The organism is Achromobacter xylosoxidans A8 (genome assembly GCF_000165835.1).
Lineage (GTDB): Bacteria > Pseudomonadota > Gammaproteobacteria > Burkholderiales > Burkholderiaceae_B > Achromobacter > Achromobacter xylosoxidans_B.
The window spans coordinates 3,924,832-3,947,001 of the sequence record NC_014640.1 but is presented as its reverse complement, the minus strand read 5'-3'; the positions used below and the strand labels follow the sequence as shown (position 1 = coordinate 3,947,001).

At 67.3% G+C, this 22,170-nt stretch carries 15 protein-coding genes; 5 read left to right on the top strand and 10 right to left on the bottom strand.

The features are described 5' to 3' along the window. The first annotated feature begins 5 nt into the window (after nt 1–5). Nucleotides 6–1,019, top strand: coding sequence for a response regulator (locus AXYL_RS18215; protein WP_013394306.1), 1,014 nt, complete (start codon nt 6–8; stop codon nt 1,017–1,019). Between the two features lie 49 nt (nt 1,020–1,068). Here the strand turns inward: AXYL_RS18215 and AXYL_RS18210 are convergent, their stop codons facing one another. Beyond that, on the bottom strand, nt 1,069–1,497 hold the full coding sequence (locus AXYL_RS18210; RefSeq protein ID WP_013394305.1) for an Lrp/AsnC family transcriptional regulator: 429 nt from the start codon (nt 1,495–1,497) through the stop codon (nt 1,069–1,071). A 241-nt stretch (nt 1,498–1,738) separates the two neighbouring features. On the opposite strand from AXYL_RS18210, the gene AXYL_RS18205 reads away from it, so the two are divergent. After that, entirely contained in the window at nt 1,739–3,022 is a 1,284-nt protein-coding gene (locus AXYL_RS18205) for a cystathionine gamma-synthase family protein (protein WP_013394304.1), read from the top strand. Between the two features lie 33 nt (nt 3,023–3,055). Here the strand turns inward: AXYL_RS18205 and AXYL_RS18200 are convergent, their stop codons facing one another. Then, entirely contained in the window at nt 3,056–4,567 is a 1,512-nt protein-coding gene (locus AXYL_RS18200) for an MFS transporter (protein WP_013394303.1), read from the bottom strand. Between the two features lie 154 nt (nt 4,568–4,721). Here AXYL_RS18200 and AXYL_RS18195 point away from each other — a divergent pair, with 154 nt between their 5' ends. After that, a complete protein-coding gene (locus tag AXYL_RS18195) occupies nt 4,722–5,609 on the top strand; it encodes a LysR family transcriptional regulator (protein ID WP_013394302.1) in 888 nt (295 codons plus the stop codon). Nucleotides 5,610–5,667: 58 nt separating this feature from the next. Here AXYL_RS18195 and AXYL_RS18190 read toward each other — a convergent pair whose 3' ends face one another. The 6 genes from AXYL_RS18190 to AXYL_RS18165 all read right to left on the bottom strand — a co-directional run bounded on the left by AXYL_RS18190 (nt 5,668) and on the right by AXYL_RS18165 (nt 11,624). Then, entirely contained in the window at nt 5,668–6,354 is a 687-nt protein-coding gene (locus AXYL_RS18190) for a GntR family transcriptional regulator (protein WP_013394301.1), read from the bottom strand. 105 nt (nt 6,355–6,459) lie between these two features. After that, the gene (locus AXYL_RS18185) at nt 6,460–7,488 is read right to left on the bottom strand and encodes a MerR family transcriptional regulator (RefSeq protein ID WP_013394300.1); all 1,029 of its coding nucleotides are present in this window, start codon (nt 7,486–7,488) and stop codon (nt 6,460–6,462) included. Between the two features lie 57 nt (nt 7,489–7,545). Continuing rightward, nucleotides 7,546–8,769, bottom strand: coding sequence for an MFS transporter (locus tag AXYL_RS18180; protein WP_013394299.1), 1,224 nt, complete (start codon nt 8,767–8,769; stop codon nt 7,546–7,548). Nucleotides 8,770–8,794: 25 nt separating this feature from the next. Next, nucleotides 8,795–9,847, bottom strand: coding sequence for an alcohol dehydrogenase catalytic domain-containing protein (locus tag AXYL_RS18175; protein WP_013394298.1), 1,053 nt, complete (start codon nt 9,845–9,847; stop codon nt 8,795–8,797). Then, nucleotides 9,847–10,953, bottom strand: coding sequence for a flavin monoamine oxidase family protein (locus tag AXYL_RS18170; RefSeq protein WP_013394297.1), 1,107 nt, complete (start codon nt 10,951–10,953; stop codon nt 9,847–9,849). Before AXYL_RS18170 ends, AXYL_RS18175 begins: the two co-directional genes overlap by 1 nt. Next, nucleotides 10,950–11,624: a cupin domain-containing protein gene (locus AXYL_RS18165; RefSeq protein WP_013394296.1), complete on the bottom strand. Its 675-nt coding sequence runs from the start codon at nt 11,622–11,624 to the stop codon at nt 10,950–10,952. The genes AXYL_RS18170 and AXYL_RS18165 overlap by 4 nt, the downstream gene beginning before the upstream one ends. Nucleotides 11,625–11,786: 162 nt before the next feature. On the opposite strand from AXYL_RS18165, the gene gcvA reads away from it, so the two are divergent. Further along, nucleotides 11,787–12,722: a transcriptional regulator GcvA gene (gene gcvA / locus AXYL_RS18160; protein WP_013394295.1), complete on the top strand. Its 936-nt coding sequence runs from the start codon at nt 11,787–11,789 to the stop codon at nt 12,720–12,722. Between the two features lie 30 nt (nt 12,723–12,752). Here the strand turns inward: gcvA and AXYL_RS18155 are convergent, their stop codons facing one another. Further along, complete coding sequence (locus AXYL_RS18155; RefSeq protein WP_013394294.1) at nt 12,753–13,646, bottom strand: LysR family transcriptional regulator; 894 nt, start codon at nt 13,644–13,646, stop codon at nt 12,753–12,755. Between the two features lie 128 nt (nt 13,647–13,774). Between AXYL_RS18155 and AXYL_RS18150 the strand changes: the two genes are divergently transcribed. Further along, the gene (locus AXYL_RS18150) at nt 13,775–14,371 is read left to right on the top strand and encodes a short chain dehydrogenase (protein ID WP_013394293.1); all 597 of its coding nucleotides are present in this window, start codon (nt 13,775–13,777) and stop codon (nt 14,369–14,371) included. A gap of 132 nt (nt 14,372–14,503) precedes the next feature. Here AXYL_RS18150 and AXYL_RS18145 read toward each other — a convergent pair whose 3' ends face one another. Continuing rightward, nucleotides 14,504–22,051 carry an autotransporter-associated beta strand repeat-containing protein gene (locus tag AXYL_RS18145; RefSeq protein WP_013394292.1) on the bottom strand — a complete coding sequence of 2,516 codons (7,548 nt, stop codon included), beginning with the start codon at nt 22,049–22,051 and terminating at the stop codon, nt 14,504–14,506. Nucleotides 22,052–22,170 lie beyond the last annotated feature (119 nt).

Genomic DNA, 22,170 nt, shown 5'->3' with positions numbered 1-22,170 from the left:
TCACTATGCAACCTCCCATTGACAGCTCGGCTTCGGCGAACCTGAATTCGCATGCGGCCATGGTGTTGCTCGTCGACGACCAGGTAATGGTCGGCGAGGCCATCAGGCGCGCATTGGCCACGGAGGGCAATATCGACTTCCACTATTGCTCGGATCCCGAAAAGGCGCTGGCCGTGGCGATCCAGACCCGGCCCACCGTCATCCTGCAGGACCTGGTGCTGCCGGGCGTGGACGGACTGAGCCTGGTGCAGGAGTATCGGGGCCATCCCGTGACGCGCGACATCCCCATCATCGTGCTGTCCACCAAGGAAGACCCGGCGATCAAGAGCGCGGCCTTTGCCGCCGGCGCCAACGATTATCTGGTGAAGCTGCCCGACTCCATCGAACTGGTGGCGCGCATCCGCTACCACTCACGCTCCTACCTGGCGCTGGTGCAGCGCGACGAGGCCTACCAGGCCTTGCGCCAGAGCCAGCAGCAGTTGCTGGAAAGCAATATGGAACTGCGCCGGTTGACCAATTCCGACGGCCTGACCGGCCTGGGCAACCGTCGCTATTTCGACGAATACCTCAACGCCGAATGGCAGCGCGCGCGCCGCGACGGCCGCGAAATCAGCATGCTCATGATCGACGTGGACCACTTCAAGGCCTACAACGACACCTACGGCCACATCGCGGGCGACGAGGCGCTCAAGCGGGTGGCCAACACCATCTTCGCCAGTTGCGACCGGTCCACCGACCTGGCGGCGCGTTTCGGCGGCGAGGAATTCGCGCTGGTATTGCCCGGCACGCCGGCGGGCAGCGCGCGGCTGGCCGCCGAGAAGCTGCGGCGCGCCGTGGAAGCCTTGCAGATTCCGCAGAAGGACACCGGCGACGGGCCCTGGCTGACGGTCAGCATCGGCACGGCCACGGCGGTACCCCAGGGCGAACAGCCTTGCACCGACCTGATCCAGGTGGCCGACCGCGGCCTTTATCAAGCCAAGCGCCAGGGCCGCAATCGCGTGGTTCCCGGCGTGATGTAGCGAAGGGGCCGGCGGCCCCCATTACCTCCCCAGGCAAGCGGCAGCCGCCTTACAGGTGCAGTCTGGTCGAGGACTTCACCTCGTGCATCGACAGCGTGCTCAGCAGCTCCTTGACCCCGGGCAGGGTGCGCAGGCGGCTGCGCACGAACTCCGAATAGGCGTCGAAATCCCGCGCCACGATGTGCAGCAGATAGTCGTGCTGGCCGGTGGTGTTGTGGCAGGCCAGGACCTCGGGCATGGCAAGCACGCTGGCCTCGAAGGCCTGGCAGGTCTTCTCCGTGTGGTTCTCCAGCGAGATGCTGACGAAGGCCACCACCCCGATACCCAGCGCGCGGCGGTCCAGCACGGCCTGGTAACCGCGGATGGCGCCGGACGACTCCAGGCGCTTCAGGCGTTTCCAGCAGGGCGAAGCCGACAGCGAGACGCGCTCGGCCAGTTCGGCGTTGCTGAGCCGGCCATCTTCTTGAAGGATTTTCATGATTTTCCAATCGATCGCGTCAAGTTGATGTAACAAGGCAGTGTCTTTCATGAAATCCTGGGCGTAGGAAATATCGTTTCCCATTATCCCTGTCTGGCGATGCAAATGGAAAGAATCTTGCCTGCGCCTGCCGCCATACTTCCATGCAGCCCGAGGCGGGGGGCGCTATCGTCTTCGCATGCGTGACGCGCCTGCCCGGCGGCCCGTCCGGGCACCCGGAAACCAGACAGAGAGGCACACCATGAGTTACTCCAGCTATCACAAGAAGGACATCTTCGGCCGCCCGCTGCATGCGGAAACCCAGATGATGTCCTACGGTTTCGACCCCTTTCTATCGGAAGGCGCGGTCAAGCCACCGGTGTTCCTGACGTCCACCTTCGCCTTCCGCTCGGCCGAGGACGGCGCGGCGTTCTTCGACCTGGTCTCGGGCCGCAAGCCCTTGCCGCAGGGCGAATCGGCGGGGCTGGTGTACAGCCGCTTCAACCATCCCAACCTGGAAATCGTCGAAGATCGCCTGGCGCTGCTGGACGGTTCGGAAGACGCGGCCGTGACCTCCAGCGGCATGTCGGCGATCAGCGCGGTGTTCCTGGCGTTCCTGCGCCCCGGCGACCAGTTGGTGCAGTCGGTGCCGCTGTACGGCGGCACCGAAACCCTGATTTCCAAGATCTTTCCGGAGTGGGGCATAGGCTCGCACGCCATCGGGGACGGCCTGTCGGCCCAGGGCATGCGCGCGGCGCTGGAGGCCGCGGCGGCCCAGGGGCCGGTGCGTCTTTTCTTTGTCGAAACGCCGGCCAATCCGACCAATGCGCTGGTCGATTTCGAGGCCATGAAGAACGAGCTGGACGCCTTCGAAACGCGGCACGGCTACCGTCCCGTGTCGGTGTGCGACAACACGCTGCTGGGTCCGATCTTCCAGAAGCCGGCCGAGCATGGCGTGGACATGTGCGTGTATTCGCTGACCAAGTATGTGGGCGGCCATAGCGATCTGGTCGCGGGCGCCGTCACCGGCAGCAAGGCGCTGGTCAAGAAGGTGCGCGCCATCCGCAGCGCCTTCGGCTCGCAACTGGACCCGCATTCCTGCTGGATGATCACGCGCTCGATGGAGACGGTGGTGCTGCGCATGAAGCAGGCCGCGCGCACGGCGACCAAGGTGGCCCAATGGCTGTCGGGCAATCCGCATGAAAAGGTGCGGATCTTCCATCCCGAGATGATCACCGACCGGGCCTACCAGGAAGTCTACAAGCGCCAGTGCAGCGGGCCGGGCTCGACCTTCGCCTTCGTGCTGGACGGCGGGCGCGCCAAGGCGTTCCGCTTCATCAACGCCTTGCACCTGTTCAAGTCGGCCGTCAGCCTGGGCGGCACCGAATCGCTGATCTGCCATCCGGCGTCCACCACGCATTCCGGCGTGCCGGCGGACGAACGCGATGCGGCCGGCGTGTCCGAAGGGCTGGTCCGCGTGTCCATCGGGCTGGAACACGAGGAAGACCTGATCGCCGACATGGACCACGCCTTCCGCAACTGCTGATGCGTGCCGCAGGCCTGCGGCGCGGGCCTGCCCTCAAGCCGCCATGCGCCGGCGGTTCAAGAGCACGAACCCGGCCGTGACCAGCAGCATCGCCGCCGCGGTGGCGATGACCGCAGCGTAGCCGGTGTCGAAGGCGGTCTTGGCCAGGCGGGTCAGTGCCATGCCCAGGTCCGACGACAGCCCGTCCGCCACGATCAGCGCCTGATCCAGGCTGTCGCGCGCCATATCGGACTGCGGCAGACCTGCCGGCACCGCGAGCGTGTGCGCGTACACGCCGGACAGGATGGATCCCATCAGGGTGACGCCCAGGGCGCCACCCAGCTCATACGAGACCTCTTCGATCGAGGCCGCCATGCCAGCGCGCTCGGGCGTGGCGCTTTGCATGATGGTGCTGGATGCCGCCGTCATGGTGGCGCCTATGCCCGCGCCCAGCACGCACAGGCTGACCATCTGCGGCAGCAGCGCCGCGTCGTAGCTCAACAGATAGCCGGTCATGCCCAGGCCCGAGACCAGCAGCGACACGAACAGCATGGTGGAGCTGTTGACGCGGCCCAGCAGCCAACCCGCCAGCGGACCGGCGATAAAGGCGGCCAGCGACAGCGGCAGGATGAAGAGCGCGGCTTCCAGCGGCGACATGCCCATGACCAGTTGCAGCCGCTGGCTGAACACCAGCTCCATGCCCAGCAGCGCTGCGGCGGCGAATAGCGCGGCCGCCACCGCCGAGCTGAAGCTCAGGTTGCGGAAGATGGCGAAGTCGATCAGCGGATAGGGCCGCGCGCGCTGGCGCCGCACGAACACGGCGAGCATGGCCGCGCCCGCCGCGCACGCCAGGCCGGCATGCAGCCAGGAAGGGTCGGTCTTGCCCAGTTCCTTCAGCGCGTAGGCGCACAGGATCAGGCCGGCCATCACTTGCAGCGAGCCCAGCAGGTCCCAGGGCCGTGAGGCGTCCGGGCAGCTGGCCGGGATATAGCGCCAGGCCAGCGGCAGGGCCTGCAGCACGATGGGCACGTTGATGAGGAACACGGACCCCCACCAGAAATGCTCCAGCAGCACGCCGCCCACGACCGGGCCGACCGCGGCGCCGCCGGAGGCCACCGAGGCCCACACGCCGATGGCAATGGCGCGCTCGCGTTCATCGGCGAAGGTCAGGCGCAGGATGGACAGAGTGGCCGGCATCATCATGGCCGCGCCCACGGCCAGCAGCGCGCGCGCTGCGATCAGCGTGGCGGCGCCGGGCGAATAGGCTGCCGCCAGCGAGGCGATGCCGAACACGACCAGCCCCGCCATGAACAGACGCTTGTGGCCCAGGCGGTCGCCCAGCGTGCCCATGCCCAGCAGCAGGCCGGACACGACCAGCGCATAGATGTTCACGATCCACAGCTTTTCCGACGCGTTGACGTGCAATTCATGCGTCAGCCGGGGCAGGGCGGTATAGAGGACGGTCATGTCGACCACGATCAACAGCAAGGCGCTGGACACGATGGCCAGCACCAGCCAGCGGCCGGGCGCGGCCGTGGCGACAGCGTTCGGTTCAGTCCGCTGCATGGTTCTACTCCTGAAACTGAAACGCCTGCCGCGCCGCGTGCGCGGGCGGGGCCGGGATGGCCGGGTCTCAGAGAACGGGATTATCCATCTTGTAATTGGTGGAAAAAAGTTAAGAGTCATCTATAAAATAGATGGATAAGGGAGGGATCGAAACGTGCAATGGACACTGGACCAGCTCCGCCATTTCGTCGCCGCAGCCGAATCCGGATCGTTCTCGGCGGCCGCGCGGCGGCTGGGCCGGGCGCAGTCGGCGGTCAGTACGGCGGTGGGTCTGCTGGAAGCTGACCTGGGCCTGGAACTGTTCGACCGGTCGCGGCGCAACGCCACCCTGACCGCCGCCGGCGAGGTCATGCTGCAGGAAGCGCTGGAACTGCTGCGGCAGGCCGGCGCGCTGGAGCAGCGCGCCTTGTCCTTTGCCGGCGGGCGCGAAGCGCGCCTGGCCATCGCGCTGGACGAAGGCCTGCCTTATCTGGTGGCCGACCAGTTGCTCAAGGAACTGGCCGAACGTTATCCGGCGCTGGAACTGACCCAGCTCAACGGCACCGCGACGGAGGTGGCGGACTACGTGGAGCAGGGCCGCGCCAGCCTGGCCTTCCAGTTCGACCGTGGCGATCCCGGCAGCGCCTTCGCGCACCGCCATCTGGGCAATGTGGCGCAAGGCATCTTCGTGGCCCAGGGCCATCCGCTGGCCGCGCTGCCCGAGGTCGGGCGCAACGACCTGGCGCGGCACCGCCAGTTGCTGATGCAGATGGACGGCGTCGATCAGGTGGTGCTGAGCCCTTCGGTCTGGCGGGCCGACAGCAGCTACAACATCGCCGCCATGGCGGCCAATGGCGTGGGCTGGGCCATCCTGCCGCTGAACATCGGCGAATACCAGGGTTTCAGCAACGAGCTCGTCAGCGTGCGCTGCGCGGACCTGTTCCTGCCCATGCTGTCGGTGCGCACGCTGTGGCTGCGGGGCGGCAGCCTGAGTGAAACGGAACTATGGCTGCAGCAACGCATGGGCCAGTTGCTGCGGGCGGGCGCGCAGGGGCAGGGCTAGTGCTGTGTCTCGTCGATGCGCCCGCATGACAGGACGCCAGGCGCAGGTCTCCCTGGCTTTAGCTGAGCAGCGCGCTGACCAGGTCGCCGCCAGTCCGGCCGCCATTCTTGAAGTTCAGCGCCGTCTGCACGTGTTCCAGATGGGCGTCCATCAGCGCGCAGGCGCGCTCCGCGTCGCCGGCGCGGGCGGCCTCGATGAAGGCGTGATGCTCTTGCGACGAGCAGCTGGCGTCGTGCGAACTCTGGTACAGCACGGTGATGACGGCGCTGCGCGCGGACAATTCGCGCAGCATCCCCGTCAGCACGGAATTGCCCACGGTCTCGGCCAGCAGGATGTGGAAGTGCCCGAGCAGCCGGTTGCGCTCCTGCACGTCGCCGCCTGCCAGCGCCTGGCGTTCCGCGGCCAGGTGCGCGTCGATGCGGCGATAGTCGGCCGCCGTGGCCCGCGCCACGAATTCGCGCGCCAGGGCCGCTTCCAGGATGCGCCGCACCGCATAGACTTCGCGGGCCTCGTTCGCGTCCGGCTTGCTCACGAACGCGCCCTTGTCCGGCACGATATGGATCAGCTTGTCCTTGGACAGCATCAGCAATGCGGCGCGGATCTTGGTCCGGCTGACCTGGTACACCCCCGCCAGCGCTTCCTCGCGCAGCCGCGTGCCCGGCGGCAGCTTGTGCGCGACGATGGCCGCCGAGATTTCCTTGGCGATATCGTCGGCGCTGGGGTCGGGGCGGGGTTCCTGGGACATGGTGGGGTAAGGGGGTGAGGCCTGGCTCGGGCCGGTCAGTCTAGCAAAAGGGCAGGCCCGCCGGGGAACGACGGCCTGCCCATATGGCCTGGAAGACCGTGCCGCCTAGCGCCGCGCCGCCAGCGCGCCCATGGCCTGCCGCATGAACGACAGGGTGGCGTCGTCGGTCCAGGTGCCGGCGGTGAGCTCGGGTTCGCTCATCAGCGCATGGCGGAACTTCGCCTGGGTGGCGGGGTCGTCGCCGGCGTAGCTGCGAAACAGATCCAGCCAGCGCCGGGCCAGCGCCAGCGCTGTAGCGGAGTCGGGCGCCGCGCCCGCGTCGAGCGCGTCGCGCACGTCGGCCATCAGTTCGGGCCATTCGCCGATGCGGTCGTCATAGTGCTGCCGCATGTACCGGGCCTCGTCCGGCGCAAGATACTTTTCATAGATCCGCAGCTTGCTTTCCGAGAAGGCGCGCAGCACGTAGTCGCGCATGGCCGGCGAGATGCCGATGTGCGCCTGCATCGCTGGCTCCCGTTCGTGCATCCGGTTCAGCTTGACCAGCAGGCGCGGGTCGCGATTGGTGTCGCGCAGCAGCTGGGTCATCCAGCGCAAGGCCAGCGCTCGCGGCTGTGCTTGCTCGGGCGGGACGCCGCCGTCCATCTGCGCCTGCACCTCCTGGATCAGCGCGAGCCAGGCGGGGTCGGCATTCTGGTTGCTGCGGTACATGGGCAGGCGGGCCAGTTCGTCGGGGGAGAAATACTTGTCGTACATGGTCATGAGTTCCAGAGTGGTTAGCCAATCGGCCAGTTCCGGTTCCCTGCCTTGTGCCAACTGGCCCTGCAGCTGGGCGAGACGCTCGCGCAGCCGGGAGGCCTGTTGGATCTGGCGATCGAGCATCGCGATCTGCTTGGCGATGATCTCGTCCAAGGGAGTGTCGGGCTGGTCCAGATAAGCGCCGATTTCGGCCAGCGGCAATCCGAAGCGGCGCAGCGCCTGGATTTGATGCAGCCGGGCGATGTCGTCGCGGCCATACAGCCGATAGCCGTTGTCGGCGCGCGCCGAAGGCGTGAGCAAGCCGATCGCGTGATAGTGGTGCAGCGTGCGGACCGTCAGTCCGCTCCGCCTGGCCAGTTCTCCTACTTTCAGTTGCACGACATTCCTCCTGTTGATGGCGCGTAACGGACTCTGGGACATGACGTTACGTGAGGGTCAAGCCTGTTGTCGAACCTTCGCGGCGCCGGCCAGCAGCGCGATCGCGGCGATCGCCAGCGGGATGAACGACACCCACAGCACGGTCGCCCAATCGTAGGCCGCCAGCAGGCCGCCCGACGCGAAGGAGCCGACCGCCATGGTGCCGAAGACGATGAAGTCGTTCAGGGATTGCACCTTGGTTTTCTCCTCGGGCCGATGGCATTCCAGCACCAGCGCCGACGCGCCCACGAAACCGAAATTCCAGCCCAGGCCCAGCAGGATCAAGGTCACCCAGAAATGGGCCACGTCGATCCCGGTAAGGCCGATGGCCGCGGACAGGCCGGTAAGCACCAGGCCGGCCGTGACGATGCGTCCGGCGCCAAAGCGCGTGATGAGCCTGCCGGTGAAGAAGCTGGGGCCGTACATGGCGATGACGTGCCATTGCAGGCCCAGGTTGGCGCTTTCCTGCGTATGGCCGCAGATGTGCATGGCCAGCGGCGCGGCCGTCATCAGGAAGTTCATCAGCATGTAGGTGACCGCGCCGCAGATCACCGCCGTGATGAAGCGCGGCTGGCGCGCGATTAGCGCCAAGGGGCGTCCGCCCGCGACTTCGGCCGCGCTGGGCATGGGCAGGCTTACGCCCAGCAGGACCAGGGCCGAGATCGCCGCGACCGCGGCCTGCACGAGATAGGTCGCCGCGAACATATGGACGGGCCACAGGTACATGGTGTACGTGACCAGTTGCGGGCCGACCACGCCGGCCAGCACGCCGCCGCCCATCACGAAGGACAGGGCGCGGGCGCGCCGCGCGGGGGTCACGCCGTCGGCCGCGGCGAAGCGGAACGACAGCACCACCGCGGCGTAGGCACCGCCGAAGAAGGTGCCCAGGCAGAACAGCCAGAACGAACTGAGCACGATGGCCGCGGCGGCCAGCAGGCCCACCAGCACGCCGCAGGCCGTGCCGGTAAGAAAGGCCGCCCGCCGGCCGTAGCGGCGGGCGATGGCGCCCATGGGGAGGATGCAGGCGGCCATGCCGACCACGAAGATGGAAATCGGCAGGGTCGCCAGCGCCTTGTCCGGCGCCAGCATGTCGCCGACGATCGCGCCGGTGGCGTAGACCACCACGGCGTTGGCGCCGGCCAGCGCCTGGGCGATGGTCAGCCGGGCGATGTTGCCGCGCTGCGCCTCTGGCGTGAGTTCAGCGCTGGGCGCGGCCGATGGCGCCGGTGTTGATGCGGACAAGTGGGTCTCCTCGAGGGTTGCGGTTTTAGTTGGTATCGGTAGTGACTTGCTGTACGGCGTCCATGGTCAGGACCACCCGGAACTTCGCATCGCCGGACTTCAGGCGCTGCAAGGCATCGGGCGCGCGTTCCAGGGCTAGAGTCTCGACCATGGGCAGCGCCTCTGCAAGTACGCTGAAATTCAGCGCTTTTTCAGTTTCCCAGGGCGTGCCGGTCATGGACCCGGCAATGACGCGTTCGCCGCCCACCAGAAAGCCCGGCGCGACCTCAAGCGGAGTGCGGCCCACGCCCAGCAGCATCGTCCGGCCTTGCGGCGCCAGCCCGCGCATGGCCTCGGCGATGGCTTGCGTGTCGGTGACGGTGGCGATCAGCGCCTGCGCGCCGCCCATGGCTTGGAGCCGCTGCGCGGCGTCTTCTTCGTGGGTGTCGATGTAGACGTGCGCGCCCAGGCGCAAGGCGTCAGCGGCTATGTCGCCGCCTCGCCCGATGGCGACGACCTTCAAGCCCATGCGGCGCGCGTATTGCAGCGCCATGTGGCCCAGGCCGCCGATCCCCAGCACGGCGACGAGATCGCCGGCTTGCGCGCCGCATTTCCTCAGCGCGTTGAACGTGGCGATGCCAGCGCAGAGTATCGGGGCGGCGTGCGCGGAGTCCAGCTCCTCGGGGATGGAGACTAGCCCGGTCGCCAGGGCCAGCATCATCTCGGCATAGCCGCCGTCCCGGGTCGCGCCCATCACCGCTTGATTCGAGCACAGATTGAACAGGCCCTTGCGGCATGACGGGCAGGCATTGCAATGGCCGCCCAGGCGGCCCACGCCGACGCGCTGGCCTATCGACCAATTGATGTCGGCACCAGGACCGAGGGCGGTGATGCGGCCGACGACTTCATGTCCTGGGACGCGGGGCCGCTGCAAGGCGGGATTGTCGATGTCTGCGGCGTCGGCGCCGCAGACGCCGCAAGCTTCGACGCGCAGCAGGACTTCTCCGGGCCCAGGTTGAGGCGTGGGCCGTTGCACCAGTTCAAGCTGGCCGGGAGCGGGACTCTGGATCGCGCGATAGGTGGCAGCGGGAGTTTTCATCAGGCGGAGTCTCTGGGGAGAGTGGAGGGGGATGCGCTTGCGGATCCGCGCAGCAACCATCGGACGCCGTTGGCGGCAGCGTCAACCGCGCCAGCCAGATAGCCGGGGAACGCGCCGGACCATTCGCTGGCGATGCCGGTCAGCCGGTCCTGCCATGGGCCGGCGTCCACCGTCATGCCGGGCGCTGCCGCGTGCGCGCTGTTGTCGATGCCATCGGCGGGCGTGGCGGTAAGAGGATCTTGCGCCCAGTCCTTGAAATGCTCCTGGACCGGCGTCAGCGCTTCGGGGCCGAACAACCGCGCGAGCTGCGCGCGGCAATGGGCCATCAGCTCGTCCTGGCCTGCCGAGCGCCGCGCCGCGGCGGGCACGCCCAGGAATCCGAACAGGGCCGGTCCTTGATCCGTGCTGGCATCGTGGACCTCGGCGAGCGGCCCCCGGGCGCTGCGCGCTGCGCCGGACAGGCCCTGCTCGCGCCAGAATGCCGCACCGTAGACGGCCAGGTACTTGGCGTGCGGCGCCATCCAGGTCGGCGTGTCGCGCCATTGCGCCGCCCATGCGGCCGGCAGCGGCGGATCGAAGGCGATACGGGCGTGCGCCAGGCGCGGCGGGACGGCCAGCAGCACGCGCGAGGCGCGAACGACATGGGTCCGCCCCTCGCGATCATGCGCATGCACGTCGACGGCGTGGCTGGTGGCATGCAGCCGGGTCACGGTATGGCCCAGCTTGATGCGCGCCGGATCGAGGCGCGCGCGCAGGGCCTCGGCCAGACTGCTCATGCCCGCCGCCAGCCGCATGGAAGCCGGGTAGCTGGGGTAGCCTGGCATGCGCGCGGGCGGTCCCGAACGTTCGACCGTCAGGGCGCCCGCCTCGTACTGCGGGATGACGGGCAGGCTGAGATCGCGGACGATGGCGTCCAGCTCGGGTTGGATCGCGGGCCAGAACCAGGTGGGGCCCAGATCGTAGGAGCCGGCGCCCAGTATGCGGCCGCCAGGCCTGTCTCGTCCCTCCAGTAGCAGGTAGTCGGCGCCATGCCGTTCCAACAGAAAGGCGGCGTACAGACCGCTCAGGCCTGCGCCGATGATGACGGTGTCGGCTTGTATTGTCATGACAGGCTCCGGCCATTTGGATCCGGCAGATGGCCGGTCTTCAGATAGACGGTCGCGCCCGCAGTGCCGGCCGCGAGTACGGCCTGAGCGCCGCGGGCAAGGCGCAGCCAACTGCCTTGCGGGTACGAGCGGTGCGCATCGGCAATCGACCCCGCCAGCACCAGCGCTTCCGCGCCAGCGGGCGCGGCCTCAAGCAGCGGCGCATTGGCGGGCAGGCGCAGCAGGCGGACCTGCTCGACGGACGAGGAGTAGAGCGGGCAAACCGCGTTGCCGTTTTCGCGCGTCCAGGCGGCCGGATCGCGCGTGTCGACGCGCACGGCGGACTGCTCGTCCGGCGGCATTTGCCGCAACTTGACGAAGAGGGTGGCGCCGTTCCTGCTGGACGGCTCATGGCCGGAGCCGGGCGGGTTGCGCAGATACCAGCCTTGCGGAAAGTCGCCGCCGGCATCGGAGAAGGCGCCCGACAGCACCAATATCTCTTCGCCGCCGGGATGCGCGTGCCACGGAAAATGGCTGCCCGGCGCATAGCGCACGATGCTGGTGGCGCGCGCCTGCTCGCCGCCGATGCGGTCCAGCAGCACGCGTTCTACGCCGCTTTGCGGCGATGGCACCCAGGGTTGCTGGTCAGGCGTCACGATGACGTTGAGCGAGAAATCGGCATTGATAAGCATGATGCTGGTAGAAAAGCTGTTTCTGAAGTGATGTGCAAGCTTGCTTGCTCCAGCACCTTTTTTCGATGGCAGAACTGTGGTCGTCAGGGCGTATTCTTGGTCAGTCCGCATTTGCCGGCAAACCAGATAAACTACTTCCTATTAAAAGAAAATCTTTATCGTATGAAGTCGATCGCACACCTCAACGCGTTGCGCGCCTTCGAGGCCAGCGCGCGCCACCAGAGTTTCTCTGCCGCCGCGGCCGAGCTGCACGTCACGCCCGCCGCGGTGGGCCAGCTGGTGCGCACGCTCGAGCAATGGCTGGGCGCGCCCTTGTTCCATCGCGGCGCCAGCGGCAAGGCACGGCTAGTCCCGACGGCGGCGGCCGAACGCGCGCTGCCCGAGATACAGGCGGGGCTGGGCAAACTGGCCCTGGGCCTGGAGCGCCTGAAGGAAGGTTCCCTCAGCGGCATGTTGACCGTGGCGGTAAGTCCGGCGTTCGCCGCCAAGTGGTTGCTGCCCCGGATAGAACGCTTCCAGCTGGCCTGGCCCGATACCGACGTGCGCCTGGACACCAACCTCAAGCCCGTCGATTTCGTGGCCCAGCAGATCGATATCGGCGTGCGCTACGGCGCCGGTTCATGGCCCGGCCTGGCGGCCGAGAAGCTGATGGACGAGGAGGTCTACCCGGTATGTTCCCCGGAACTGTTGCGGCGCCGGAAATCGCTGAGGCAGTCGGCGGATCTGGCGGGCGAGACACTGATCCACGATCTGTCGATGGACGGGCAGCTGGGATTTCCGACCTGGGCCATGTGGCTGGAAAAAGCCGGCGTGGAAGGGGTGTCCACCGCGCGCGGCATGAAGATCAACAATTCCGCCGCGGTGCTGCAAGCCGCGATCGACGGTCACGGTGTCGCGCTGGCCCGCAGCGTGATGACGCATGACGATCTGGCCGCGGGCCGTCTGGTGCGCTTGTTTCCGCGGATGAAGGTCGCGTCGGCGCTTGCCTATTACGTCATCTATCGGCCGCAGGACCGCGAGTTGCCGAGGCTTGCCGCATTCCGCGACTGGTTGTTCCAGGAGGCCGGCGCCTGCCTCCAAACAGCGCCGCAAGCCTGACGGCAGCTTGCCGAGCGTTGATTTGCGCGCCTACTTGGCTGGCCGGCTGAACCGTCGCACCATGAACTCCACGAAGGTGGTGAGCTTGGGCAGGGCCTTGCGGTCCTTGGGATACAGCATCGTGATCGGCCTGGCGGCGGGCCACGCGGACTGCAGGATCGGCACCAGCCGGCCCGCGCGCACGTCTTCGGCCAGCAGCAGTTCCGGCTGCAGCACGATGCCGAATCCGGCCAGCGCCGCCTGCCGCAGCGCCTGGCCGTTGTTCGACACGAAGCGGCCAGCGGGGTAGGCCGCGCCGCTGCCTTCGTCCGCGTTCAGGCGCCAGCCGGTGCGCCGGTTCCAGTAGGAAAAATCCAGGCATTGATGGCGCGCCAGGTCGCCGGCGGTCTCGGGCGTGCCATGGCGTTCGAGATAGGCCGGCGCCGCGCAAATGATCATCTGATAGCGGCCGATCTTGCGCGCGACCAGACCGGAATCGGCGGGTTCGCCGATGCGCACCGCCAGGTCGTAGCGCGAGGCCACCACGTCCTCGACCGCATCGCTCAGCGCCAGGTCGACGCTGACGTCGGGGTACTCGGACAGGTACTCGGCGATGGCGGGCGCCAGCGCGAACGAGCCGAAGGTCACGGTGGAGGTGATGCGCAGATGGCCGCGCGGCGCCGAGCGCATGGCCTCGGCGCCTTGTTCCGCGTCGCGGATGTCCGACAGGATCACCTTGCAGCGCGCGAAATAGGCCTGGCCGGCTTCGGTCAGGCTCTGGCGGCGCGTGGTGCGGTTCATCAGCCTCAGGCCCAGGCGCGCTTCCAGGCCCTTGATGTGCTTGGCTGCCATGGCGGGCGACATCTCGTGGCGGGCCGCCGCCGCCGTCAGGCTGCCCAGTTCGACCACCGCCACGAAGACTTCCATGCTGAGCAAGCGGTCCATGGATTCCGCACCCTGAGTGTGAAGTGAACCCACCATTCTAGGATTTTTCCGGAACGCGCCCTTGGCCAGAATGCATGCAGGCGCTGGCGGTACCGCGGGCGCACCCCACAACATGTATCGGAGTCCCCATGAAAATCATCCTGATCGGCGCCACCGGCACCGTCGGCCGCGCGGTCGCCCAAGAGCTGGGCCAACGCCACGACATCATCGCCGTCGGCAAATCCCGTGGCGAGCATCAAGTCGACGTAACCCGGAGCGACAGCATCCGCGCCCTGTTCGAGCGCGTGGGCAAGGTCGACGCCATCGTCTCCACTACCGGCAGCCTGCACTTCGGCCCGCTGGCGGAAATGACGGCGGAGCAGTTCAAGATCGGCCTGCACGACAAGCTGCTGGGCCAGGTGGACCTGGCGTTGATCGGCCAGCATTACGTCAACGAGGGCGGTTCCATCACGCTCACCAGCGGCATCGTCAGCGATGAGCCCATCCGCTACGGCGCCAACGCCTCCGCGGTGAACATGGCGATCGACGGCTTCGTGCGCGGCGCCGCCGTGGAGCTGCGCGGCATCCGCATCAATTCGGTCAGCCCCACGGTCCTGACGGAATCGCTGGACAGCTACGGCCCGTACTTCCCGGGCTTCGAATCCGCGCCCGCCAGCCGGGTCGCGTCGGCCTATAGCCGCAGCGTGGAAGGCGTGCAGACGGGGCGGGTGTTCCGGGTGTGGTGAGGTCTCCGGTACTTTCGATGCGGCAATAGCGGTTCGTATTGTCAGGGTCATGCCGAAAGAAAGCCCGCAGCGGATGGATCGCTGCGGGCTTGGTCATGGCGCTGGCCGGTTACCCGGCCCACGCGACGAGGCTTACCAGAGCACCTTCAAGCCGATCGAGCCCTGCGCGCCGCTCTTGACGCGGCTGTCGCCGCTGTTGGCCCAGAGCTTGCCCACGTCGCCGTAGAGGCTGGTGTTCTTGGTCAACTGCACCATGGCGCCGACCGCCAGTTCGGTCGAGGTGTAGCCGCCCTTGGCGCGGATGTCGGTGGTGCCGGCCGGCGCGCTGAAGCTGGCCACGTCGGTGGTGTTGCTGGCCTTGTACAGATTGACGCGCGCAAAGGGCTGCAGCACGGTGCCGCCGATGCTGTAGCTGCCCTTGACGCGGGCGCCCAGGCGCAGGGTCCAGTCGTCGTCCGCGTCGTTCTTCACCTTGGCCAGGCTAATCGTGGTGTCGTCCAGGTCGAGCTTGCGGTAGATGATCTGAGCTTGTGGCTCCAGCTGCCAGCTGCTGCCCAGGTCGATCGGCTTGCCCACTTCGAGCGAGGCCAGCCAGCCGTGGCCCTTGGTGGTGGCGCCGGCGCCGGTGTCGGCCGTGCGCAGGCTGCTGCGGTAGTCGGCGCCCTGGATCACGGCGTCGGCGTACAGGCCCGAGTCGTGCTGCCAGGTGCCGTACAGGCCCACGTAGCGGCCGCGCAGGTTGTTGTAGCCAGCGTACTTGCGCTCCATGCCGCTGGAGAAGCCGCGCACGCCCATGTCGCCGTCCAGCTGGCCCACGTACAGGCCGGCCTTGAGGTTGCGGCTGGCGTACACATCCACGCCGGCCTGGAAGCCGGTCAGGTGGCCGCTGCTCTCGGGGTTGACCGTGCCTTGCTGCGTGATGGTGGGGGCCGTGCGCAGCACCCGGGCCCAGGCGCGGTGGTTCGGGTCCTGGTCGATGGCGCCTTGGGCGACGTCGTCGCCCATGCGCTTGCGCATGTCGCCCAGCATGGCCATGTCCGCCTGGCGCAGTTGCGCGGGCAGGGAGGACAGCAGCGGGACTTCTTCGCGGTAGGCGGGCGTCGGAGTCACGCCGGGGCCGGGGGGCACCTGGGTGTTGGTCGAGTGCAGCGCGGCGCCTTGTGCCGTCTGGGTCAGGCGGTACTCGTAGGCGCCGGCATCGATGTGATTGCCCGCCAGGGTGAAGCTGCCGGGCTGCAGGCTGGCGCCGTTTTCGGTGGCGATGACCTGGATGCCCTGGCTGCCGGTCTGCGCGCCCAGGCCGCCGGCATTGGTGATCTGCACCGCGGTGTTGCCGCTGGCGATGGCGCTGGGGCCGCTCAACAGCAGCTTGTCGGTGGCGCTGCCATCCGCGCCCAGCACGGTGGAAACGCCCAGCTTGCCGTTGTTGCCGACGTAGGGGCCTGTGACCTTGAGCACCGCGCCCGGCGTGCTGCCGCTGAGATTGACCACGCCGCTGTTGTTCAGGCTGGCCACGGTCTGGCTGTAGCCGGCCAGGTCCAGCACCGCACCGCTGGCCACGGTATGGGCGGAGGCGCTGCTGAAGGTATTCGCGGCGCCAGCCTTGAGCGTGCCTTGCGCGACGTCCGTCGCGCCGGTGTAGGTATTGCCCGCGCTGGTCAGGGTCAGCACGCCGCTACCCTGCTTGGTGAGGAAGCCGCCGCCCGTGATGGCGCCGGCCCAGGTGGCATTGTTCGCTCCCGTGTCGATGACCGGGTCATTCGTGCCCGTCATGGCCAGGTTGTTGGCGATGGTCATGCCGTTGGCGATCAGGCTGATGACGGTGCCGTCGTCCATGGCCAGCGTGCCCGTACCCAGGCCTTGCGCATGGCCCAGGGCGATGCTGCCTTGCTTGAGCTGCACGCCGCCCGTGAAGGCGCTGCCGCCGGTCAGCGCGAGTGCGCCAGCGCCGGTTTTGACCAGGTCGCCGCTGCCCACGACGATGCCCATGTAGGTGGACGCACTACCCGCCGCGATGTCCGCGGTCAAGCGTCCGCCGCCCAGCGCCACGGTGCCGCCGCCGCTCAGGCTGCTGGCCAGCAGCGCGTTGCCGTTGAGGTCCAGCACGGCGCCCGTCAGCACTTGATAGCCGGTGCCTTGGACCAATGCCGTGGTGGAGCCCGCGCGCAGCGTGCCGTCCGCGACCAGCGTGCCGCCGGTATAGCTGTTGGCGCCGGTCAGGGTCTGCGTGCCCGAGCCCTGCTTGACCAGGGTGCCCGTGCCGCTGACCGAGCCGCTGAAGATGCCGTCGGCCGAGCCGCCCGCCAACAGCGAATTGGCTCCCATCTTGATGTTGCCAGCGCCCGCCAGGGTGCCGAACACCTGCGCGCCTTGGCCTGCCGACAGGTCGAAGGTGGCGCCGCTGGCGACGGTCACGACGCCGGTGGCGGCGAGGCTGCTGCCTGCGCCCAACGCTACCGTGCCGCTGTTGACGTAGGTGCCGCCGGTGTAGCTGTTGGTGCCGTTGAGCGTCAGCGTGCTGGCGCCGTTCTTGGTCAGGCTGCCCGCGCCCGAGATGTTGCCGTTGAGCGTCAGGTCGTGGCTGCCTTGCACGGCGAGGCCGGCGGTCAGGGCAATGTTGTTCGCCAGCGCCAGCGCCTGGGTGTTGTCCAGCGTGGCTGCGCCGCCTACCGTCAGCGTGCCGGAACCGAGCGCAGCGCCGTTGCCGACGATCAGGCCGCCCGCGTTCAGGAGGGTGCCGCCGACGTAGCTGTTGACGCCGCTGAGGGTCAGGTTGGCCGCGCCGTTCTTGATCAGGCCGCCGGCGCCGCCGACGGTGCCGTTCAGGTCCATGGCGTTGGAACCGGCGATCGTCAGCGCGCCGTTCAGCGCGATCTTGTTGCGCACGGTGACTGCCGTGTTGCTGTCCAGCGTGGTGCCGTTGGCTGCGGTCAGCAGGCCATTGCCCAACGCCTTGTCGTTGCCCAGCACCAGCGTGCCGCCGTTGAGCGCCGTGCCGCCGGTGTAGCCGTTGGACGCGTTGAGCACCAGGGTGCCGGCGTCAACCTTGGCCAGCGTGCCGCTGCCAACGAGCGGGGCGTTGATGGTCGCGGTCACGCCGGGATCGACGCGCACCGCGGCATAGCCCTGACCGCCGTTGACCAGGTTGAGCGAACCCAGCGAGCCGCGCTCCAGGACATAGCCGTCGGTCATGAACTGCATGCCCGTCGTGCTTTGCGCGCCGGCGACGGTGACCGTCCCCGCAGCGCCCAGGAAGACCGCGAACTTGCCGGCCCAGGACCGGTTCCCGTTGCCGTCGACGCCGGTCCAGTTGGCGTTGGCGCCGTCCCAGGTGCCGCTGCCGCCTTCGATCACGCCGTTGCCGGTGGTTTGCGCGCCGTCCCAGAACTGCACGGTGACGTTGGGCGCGGCGACCAGCAGGTTGACCTGCTTGGCGATGGCGGTCTGCAAGGTCAGGTCGGCCGCTTGCACGCTGCCGGGAATATTGCCGAAGCGCATGCCGTTGTCGTACAGGTCGCCGCCATAGTTCATGAGCCGGTACACGCCGGTGCCGAAGCCGCCGATGTCGCTGACATTGAGCGTGCCGCCCAGGGTCAGGTCGCCGGCTACGTTCACCAAGGCAGCGCCGCCGCCGAGGGCGGGGGCGCCCAGGCTGGCATTCAGCGTGGAGTTGCCGTAGAGCTTCAGGCTGCCGACCGACAGGGTGTTGCCGCCCACTGCGTTAAGGCTGGCGCCGCCCATGACCGTCACGTCGCCGGCGATGCTGCCGGCTCCGCCCAGGCTGGCGCCGTTGTTGACGTATATCTCTGTGCTGGCCAGCGAGCCGTCGACCCGCAGGCTGCCGGCGTCGACGGAGGTCATGCCCGTGAGGCCGTTGACGCCGGAAAGGGTTAGCGATCCCGTGCCGAGCTTGGTCAACCTACCCATACCGTTGAGCTGGCCGCCGAAGTTGCTGTTGGCCCCGTTGGCGCCGATGGTCAGGTTGTTCCCATTCGAGACCGTCACGGTGCCATTGCCGTTCAGGCTGGCCAGACGAGCCAGATTGGTGATGAACAGATTGGCGCCGGCTGCCACGTTCGCGGTGGCATTCTGGCCCAGCGCGTTGTTGCCCGCGGTGGTCAGGCTACCGTCTTGCAGATCGATCATGCCGCTGAAGGTGTTGGCGCTGCTGGTAAGCGAGAGGTCGTCCGTGCCGAACTTGCGCAGCGTGCCGTTGCCGTTGAGCTGTCCATCCAGGATCAGGCTGTTGTTGCCCGCCACCGTGAGCGCGCCATCGACGTTGACGGTATTGCCCAGGCGCATCGGGCCGGCGGTATCCAGTTGCGTGTTGCCCGTGACAGTCAGCATGCCGGTGCCCAGCGCCGCGGCATTGCCCAGGCTCAAGTTGCCGTCATTGACCGTGGTGCCGCCGCTATGGCGGTTATCGCCATTGAGGGTGAGTCGGCCGGCGCCGTTCTTGACCAGCTCGGTGGAACCGTTGATCACCCCGTTCAGGGTGAAATCATTGCTGCCGTCCAGCGCCAGGGAGGCGCTCAGTTGCACGTTGTTGGCCAGGGTCACCGCGCGGCTGGCTTCCAGGGTTCCCGCGTTGCGCACGGTCAGCGTGCCCTCGCCGAGCGCGGCATCGTGGCCCACGGCCAGGTTGCCGCCGGTCAGGTCGACACCGCCCTGGAAAGAGTTGGCGCCGTTCAAGGTCAGCTTGCCCGTGCCGCGCTTGGTCAGGCCGCCTGTGCCGTTGACCAGGCCGCTCAAAGTGAGGTCCTGGTTGCCGACGAGGTTCAGGTCGCCAGCCAGGTTGACCGTGTTGTTCAGGCTCAATGCCACGCTGTTGTCCAGCTGCGTGCCGGAGAAGGTGTTCAAGATGCTGTTACCCAGCGGATTGCCGGAGGCCAGCACCAGCCTGCCGGCGCTCAGCGCCATCGTGCCGCCAAAGGCGTTGTTGCCGCCCAGGGTCAGGGTGCCGCTGCCGTTCTTGTTCAGGCCGCCGCTGTTGCCGGCGATGTCGCCGTTCAGGGTCAGGTCATGGATGCCGCCCAGGTTCAACTGGCCTTCGACAACGATCCCGTTGGTCAGCGTAAGCACCTTGTTGTTGCCCAGCGTGGTGCCACCTGTAGCGGTCAGGGTCGCCGTGCCCAGCGCGTTGTTGCTGCCGGCCACGAGCGTGCCGCCTGCCAGCAAGGTGCCGCCCTGATAGCCATTGTTGCCATTGAGCACCAGCGTGCCCTGGTCCAGCTTCTGCAGGGTGCCGGTGCCATTGATGTCCACGTTGATCGCCGCAGTGACGCCCGGATCGACCCGCACGGCGAACTTGCCGCCATCGCGGTTGACCGCATTGAGCCTGCCGCCGGCGCCTGTCACCAGGTTGTAGCCATCGGTCATGAACTGCATGCCGTTGACGGTATGTTCGCCCTGCACCAGCACGACGCCGGTGTTGCCTTGGAAGACGGCGAACTGGCTGGTCCAGTTGCTATTGATCGTGCCGTCGAAATTGGTCCAATTGGTGGCGCCGGCGCTCCATACGCCGGTGCCGCCTTCGACAACACCGTTGGGCACCACCATGTTGCCGTCCCAGAACAGGGTGCGCTGGTTCGGCGAGCTGACCAGCAGATTGACCTCATTGCCTGTCGCGGTCTGCAGATTCAGTTCGCCTACGGTCCATGTGCCCGGCAAGGTGCCGTAGGCGAGGACGTTGTTGGTCAGGGTGCCGCCGTACGTGAACAGGCGGTACACGCCATCCCCGAGGCCGCCGGCGTCGGTGATGTTCAGGGTGCCGTCCAGGGTCAGAGAACCGCCGACGGTGAAGAGCGACGTACCTCCCGTGATGGGAGTACCCAGCGTCACATCGATGTTGGAGGTCTGCGACAGGACGAGACTGCCGAGGTTCAGCGTGCTGCCGCTGGCGCCCGCCAGGTGACCGCCGTTGGCGATGTTCGCCTGGCCGCTGACTGTGCCGCTGCCGGTCAGGGTCGCGCCGTTGCCCACCGCCACGCCGGCGCCATTGAATACACCGGTGACCTGCAGGGTCCCGCCGCTGACCTGGCTGAAGCCGACCATGTCGCTGCTGCCGGCAAGTTCCAGCGTGCCGGTGCCGACCTTGTTCAGTGTGCCTAGGCCGACGAATTGACCGGCGTACACGCTGTCGAGGTTGTTGCCGCCTAGGTTTAGCCTGCCCGGGCCGACGTTCGTGATGCCTGCACCGGTCAGGGAGCCTATGCTGGTGTTGCCGGGCAGGTTCAGGGTGGTGCCCGTGGCCAGGTTGACGGAGGAAGGGGACCCCAAAGAGGTGTTGGTGTTGAAAGTGACGACACCTTGGGCGATATCGAAACTGCCGCCGTAGGAACTATTGGCATGAAATATCAATGCATCCGCACCGGTCTTGGTCAGCTTGCCGGTGCCGCTCAAAGGGCCGGCCAGCAGCAGCGATTGCGGCGTGTCCACGGTCAGGTCGCCATGGACGCTGATGGGGATCGTCAGGGCGGCGCCCTGTAGGGAATTCTTGAGGGTGGCGGTGCCGCTGGTGACCAGCATCCCAGTTCCCAGCCCGCTACCGTGTTTGAGCTCCAAGGTGCCGCCGCTGAGGGCGACACCACCGGAGGAGGTGTTGACGCCGCCCAGGCTGAGCGTGCCGTTGCCGGATTTCACCAATTGGCCGGGGCCAGAAATCGAGCCATTCAGGCTCAGGTCATTGTCGCCGGTCACCGCCAGGTTGGCGTTCAGTGCGATGGGGTTGACCAGGGAGGTAGCCTGGTTGGCCGTCAGGGTCGAGTTGCCGCCAACGGTCAGGGCGCCGCCGCCCAAGGCTTGATTGTTGCCCACCGTCAAGGTGCCGGCGTTCAGCGTGACGCCTCCCAGGTAGCTATTGGTCCCGTTCAGGGTAAGGTTGGCCGCGCCGTTCTTGATCAGCCAGCCTGGGCCGCCAACCGTACCGTTCAAGGTGAGGTCGGCGCTTCCGCCTATCTCCAATCCACCTATCACCAATTGCACGTTGTTATTCAGGGCCACCTGCCTGTTGGCATCGAGCACGGTGCTGGGGAAGGCGAGCAGGTCTCCAGTACCCAGAGCCGTATTGCTACCTACCACCAGACGGCCTGCGCTGAGATGTGTCGCGCCGCTGTAGCTGTTGTCGCCGTTCAGCACCAGCGTGCCCGAGTCGGACTTGATCAACGAACCGCTGCCGCCGATCGCCACGCCCAAGGTGGCGGTCACGGCTGGGTTGACCGTGATAACCATGCCGCCGCTGGTGTTCAGCTGGCCATTGGCGCCGCCCACGAGCCTGTAGCCATCGGTGCGGAATGTCATGCCGCTGACGCTGTGCTGGCCGCCGACCGCCACGGTGCCAGTTGCGCCTTCGAACACCGCGTCGCCGCCGGTCCAGGCTTGGTTGTCCGACCCGTCGCTGGAGGTCCAGTTGGTATTGGCGTAATCCCAGATCCCCGAGGCGCCATCCACCGTGCCGTTCGCGACGGAATGACTGCCATCCCAATGCAGCGGCGGATTCCCACCCGCGGCTTGCGCGCCCGTGGCGACCAGTGCAATGCCCACTGCGCCCGTCAGTTGCGCGGCGCTACGGCGCAGGCGCCGGGCAGGGCTGCTGCTTTTTGCCGGCCCGCGGGCGATTTCACTGACGGCCTGCCACACGCCGGCGGCGGCGTTGAAGACTACTCGATAGACGTGATTCATTGATCTCTTCTATGCCGACACCAAAGCCGGGCCGGCAGGATTGGACGTTGATTGATTTAAATGAAACTAAATGCGTCTTGGTGGTAGGTCGCTCAGCGGGCCAAGGGCAGCAACAGGCG

Bases quoted from the DNA above. Each gene is read 5' to 3' on its own strand.
- AXYL_RS18215 (WP_013394306.1), top strand. From the start codon at position 6: ATGCAACCTCCCATTGACAGCTCGGCTTCGGCGAACCTGAATTCGCAT.
- AXYL_RS18210 (WP_013394305.1), bottom strand. From the start codon at position 1,497: ATGAAAATCCTTCAAGAAGATGGCCGGCTCAGCAACGCCGAACTGGCC.
- AXYL_RS18205 (WP_013394304.1), top strand. From the start codon at position 1,739: ATGAGTTACTCCAGCTATCACAAGAAGGACATCTTCGGCCGCCCGCTG.
- AXYL_RS18200 (WP_013394303.1), bottom strand. From the start codon at position 4,567: ATGCAGCGGACTGAACCGAACGCTGTCGCCACGGCCGCGCCCGGCCGC.
- AXYL_RS18190 (WP_013394301.1), bottom strand. From the start codon at position 6,354: ATGTCCCAGGAACCCCGCCCCGACCCCAGCGCCGACGATATCGCCAAG.
- AXYL_RS18175 (WP_013394298.1), bottom strand. From the start codon at position 9,847: ATGAAAACTCCCGCTGCCACCTATCGCGCGATCCAGAGTCCCGCTCCC.
- AXYL_RS18170 (WP_013394297.1), bottom strand. From the start codon at position 10,953: ATGACAATACAAGCCGACACCGTCATCATCGGCGCAGGCCTGAGCGGT.
- AXYL_RS18165 (WP_013394296.1), bottom strand. From the start codon at position 11,624: ATGCTTATCAATGCCGATTTCTCGCTCAACGTCATCGTGACGCCTGAC.
- gcvA (WP_013394295.1), top strand. From the start codon at position 11,787: ATGAAGTCGATCGCACACCTCAACGCGTTGCGCGCCTTCGAGGCCAGC.
- AXYL_RS18155 (WP_013394294.1), bottom strand. From the start codon at position 13,646: ATGGACCGCTTGCTCAGCATGGAAGTCTTCGTGGCGGTGGTCGAACTG.
- AXYL_RS18150 (WP_013394293.1), top strand. From the start codon at position 13,775: ATGAAAATCATCCTGATCGGCGCCACCGGCACCGTCGGCCGCGCGGTC.
- AXYL_RS18145 (WP_013394292.1), bottom strand. From the start codon at position 22,051: ATGAATCACGTCTATCGAGTAGTCTTCAACGCCGCCGCCGGCGTGTGG.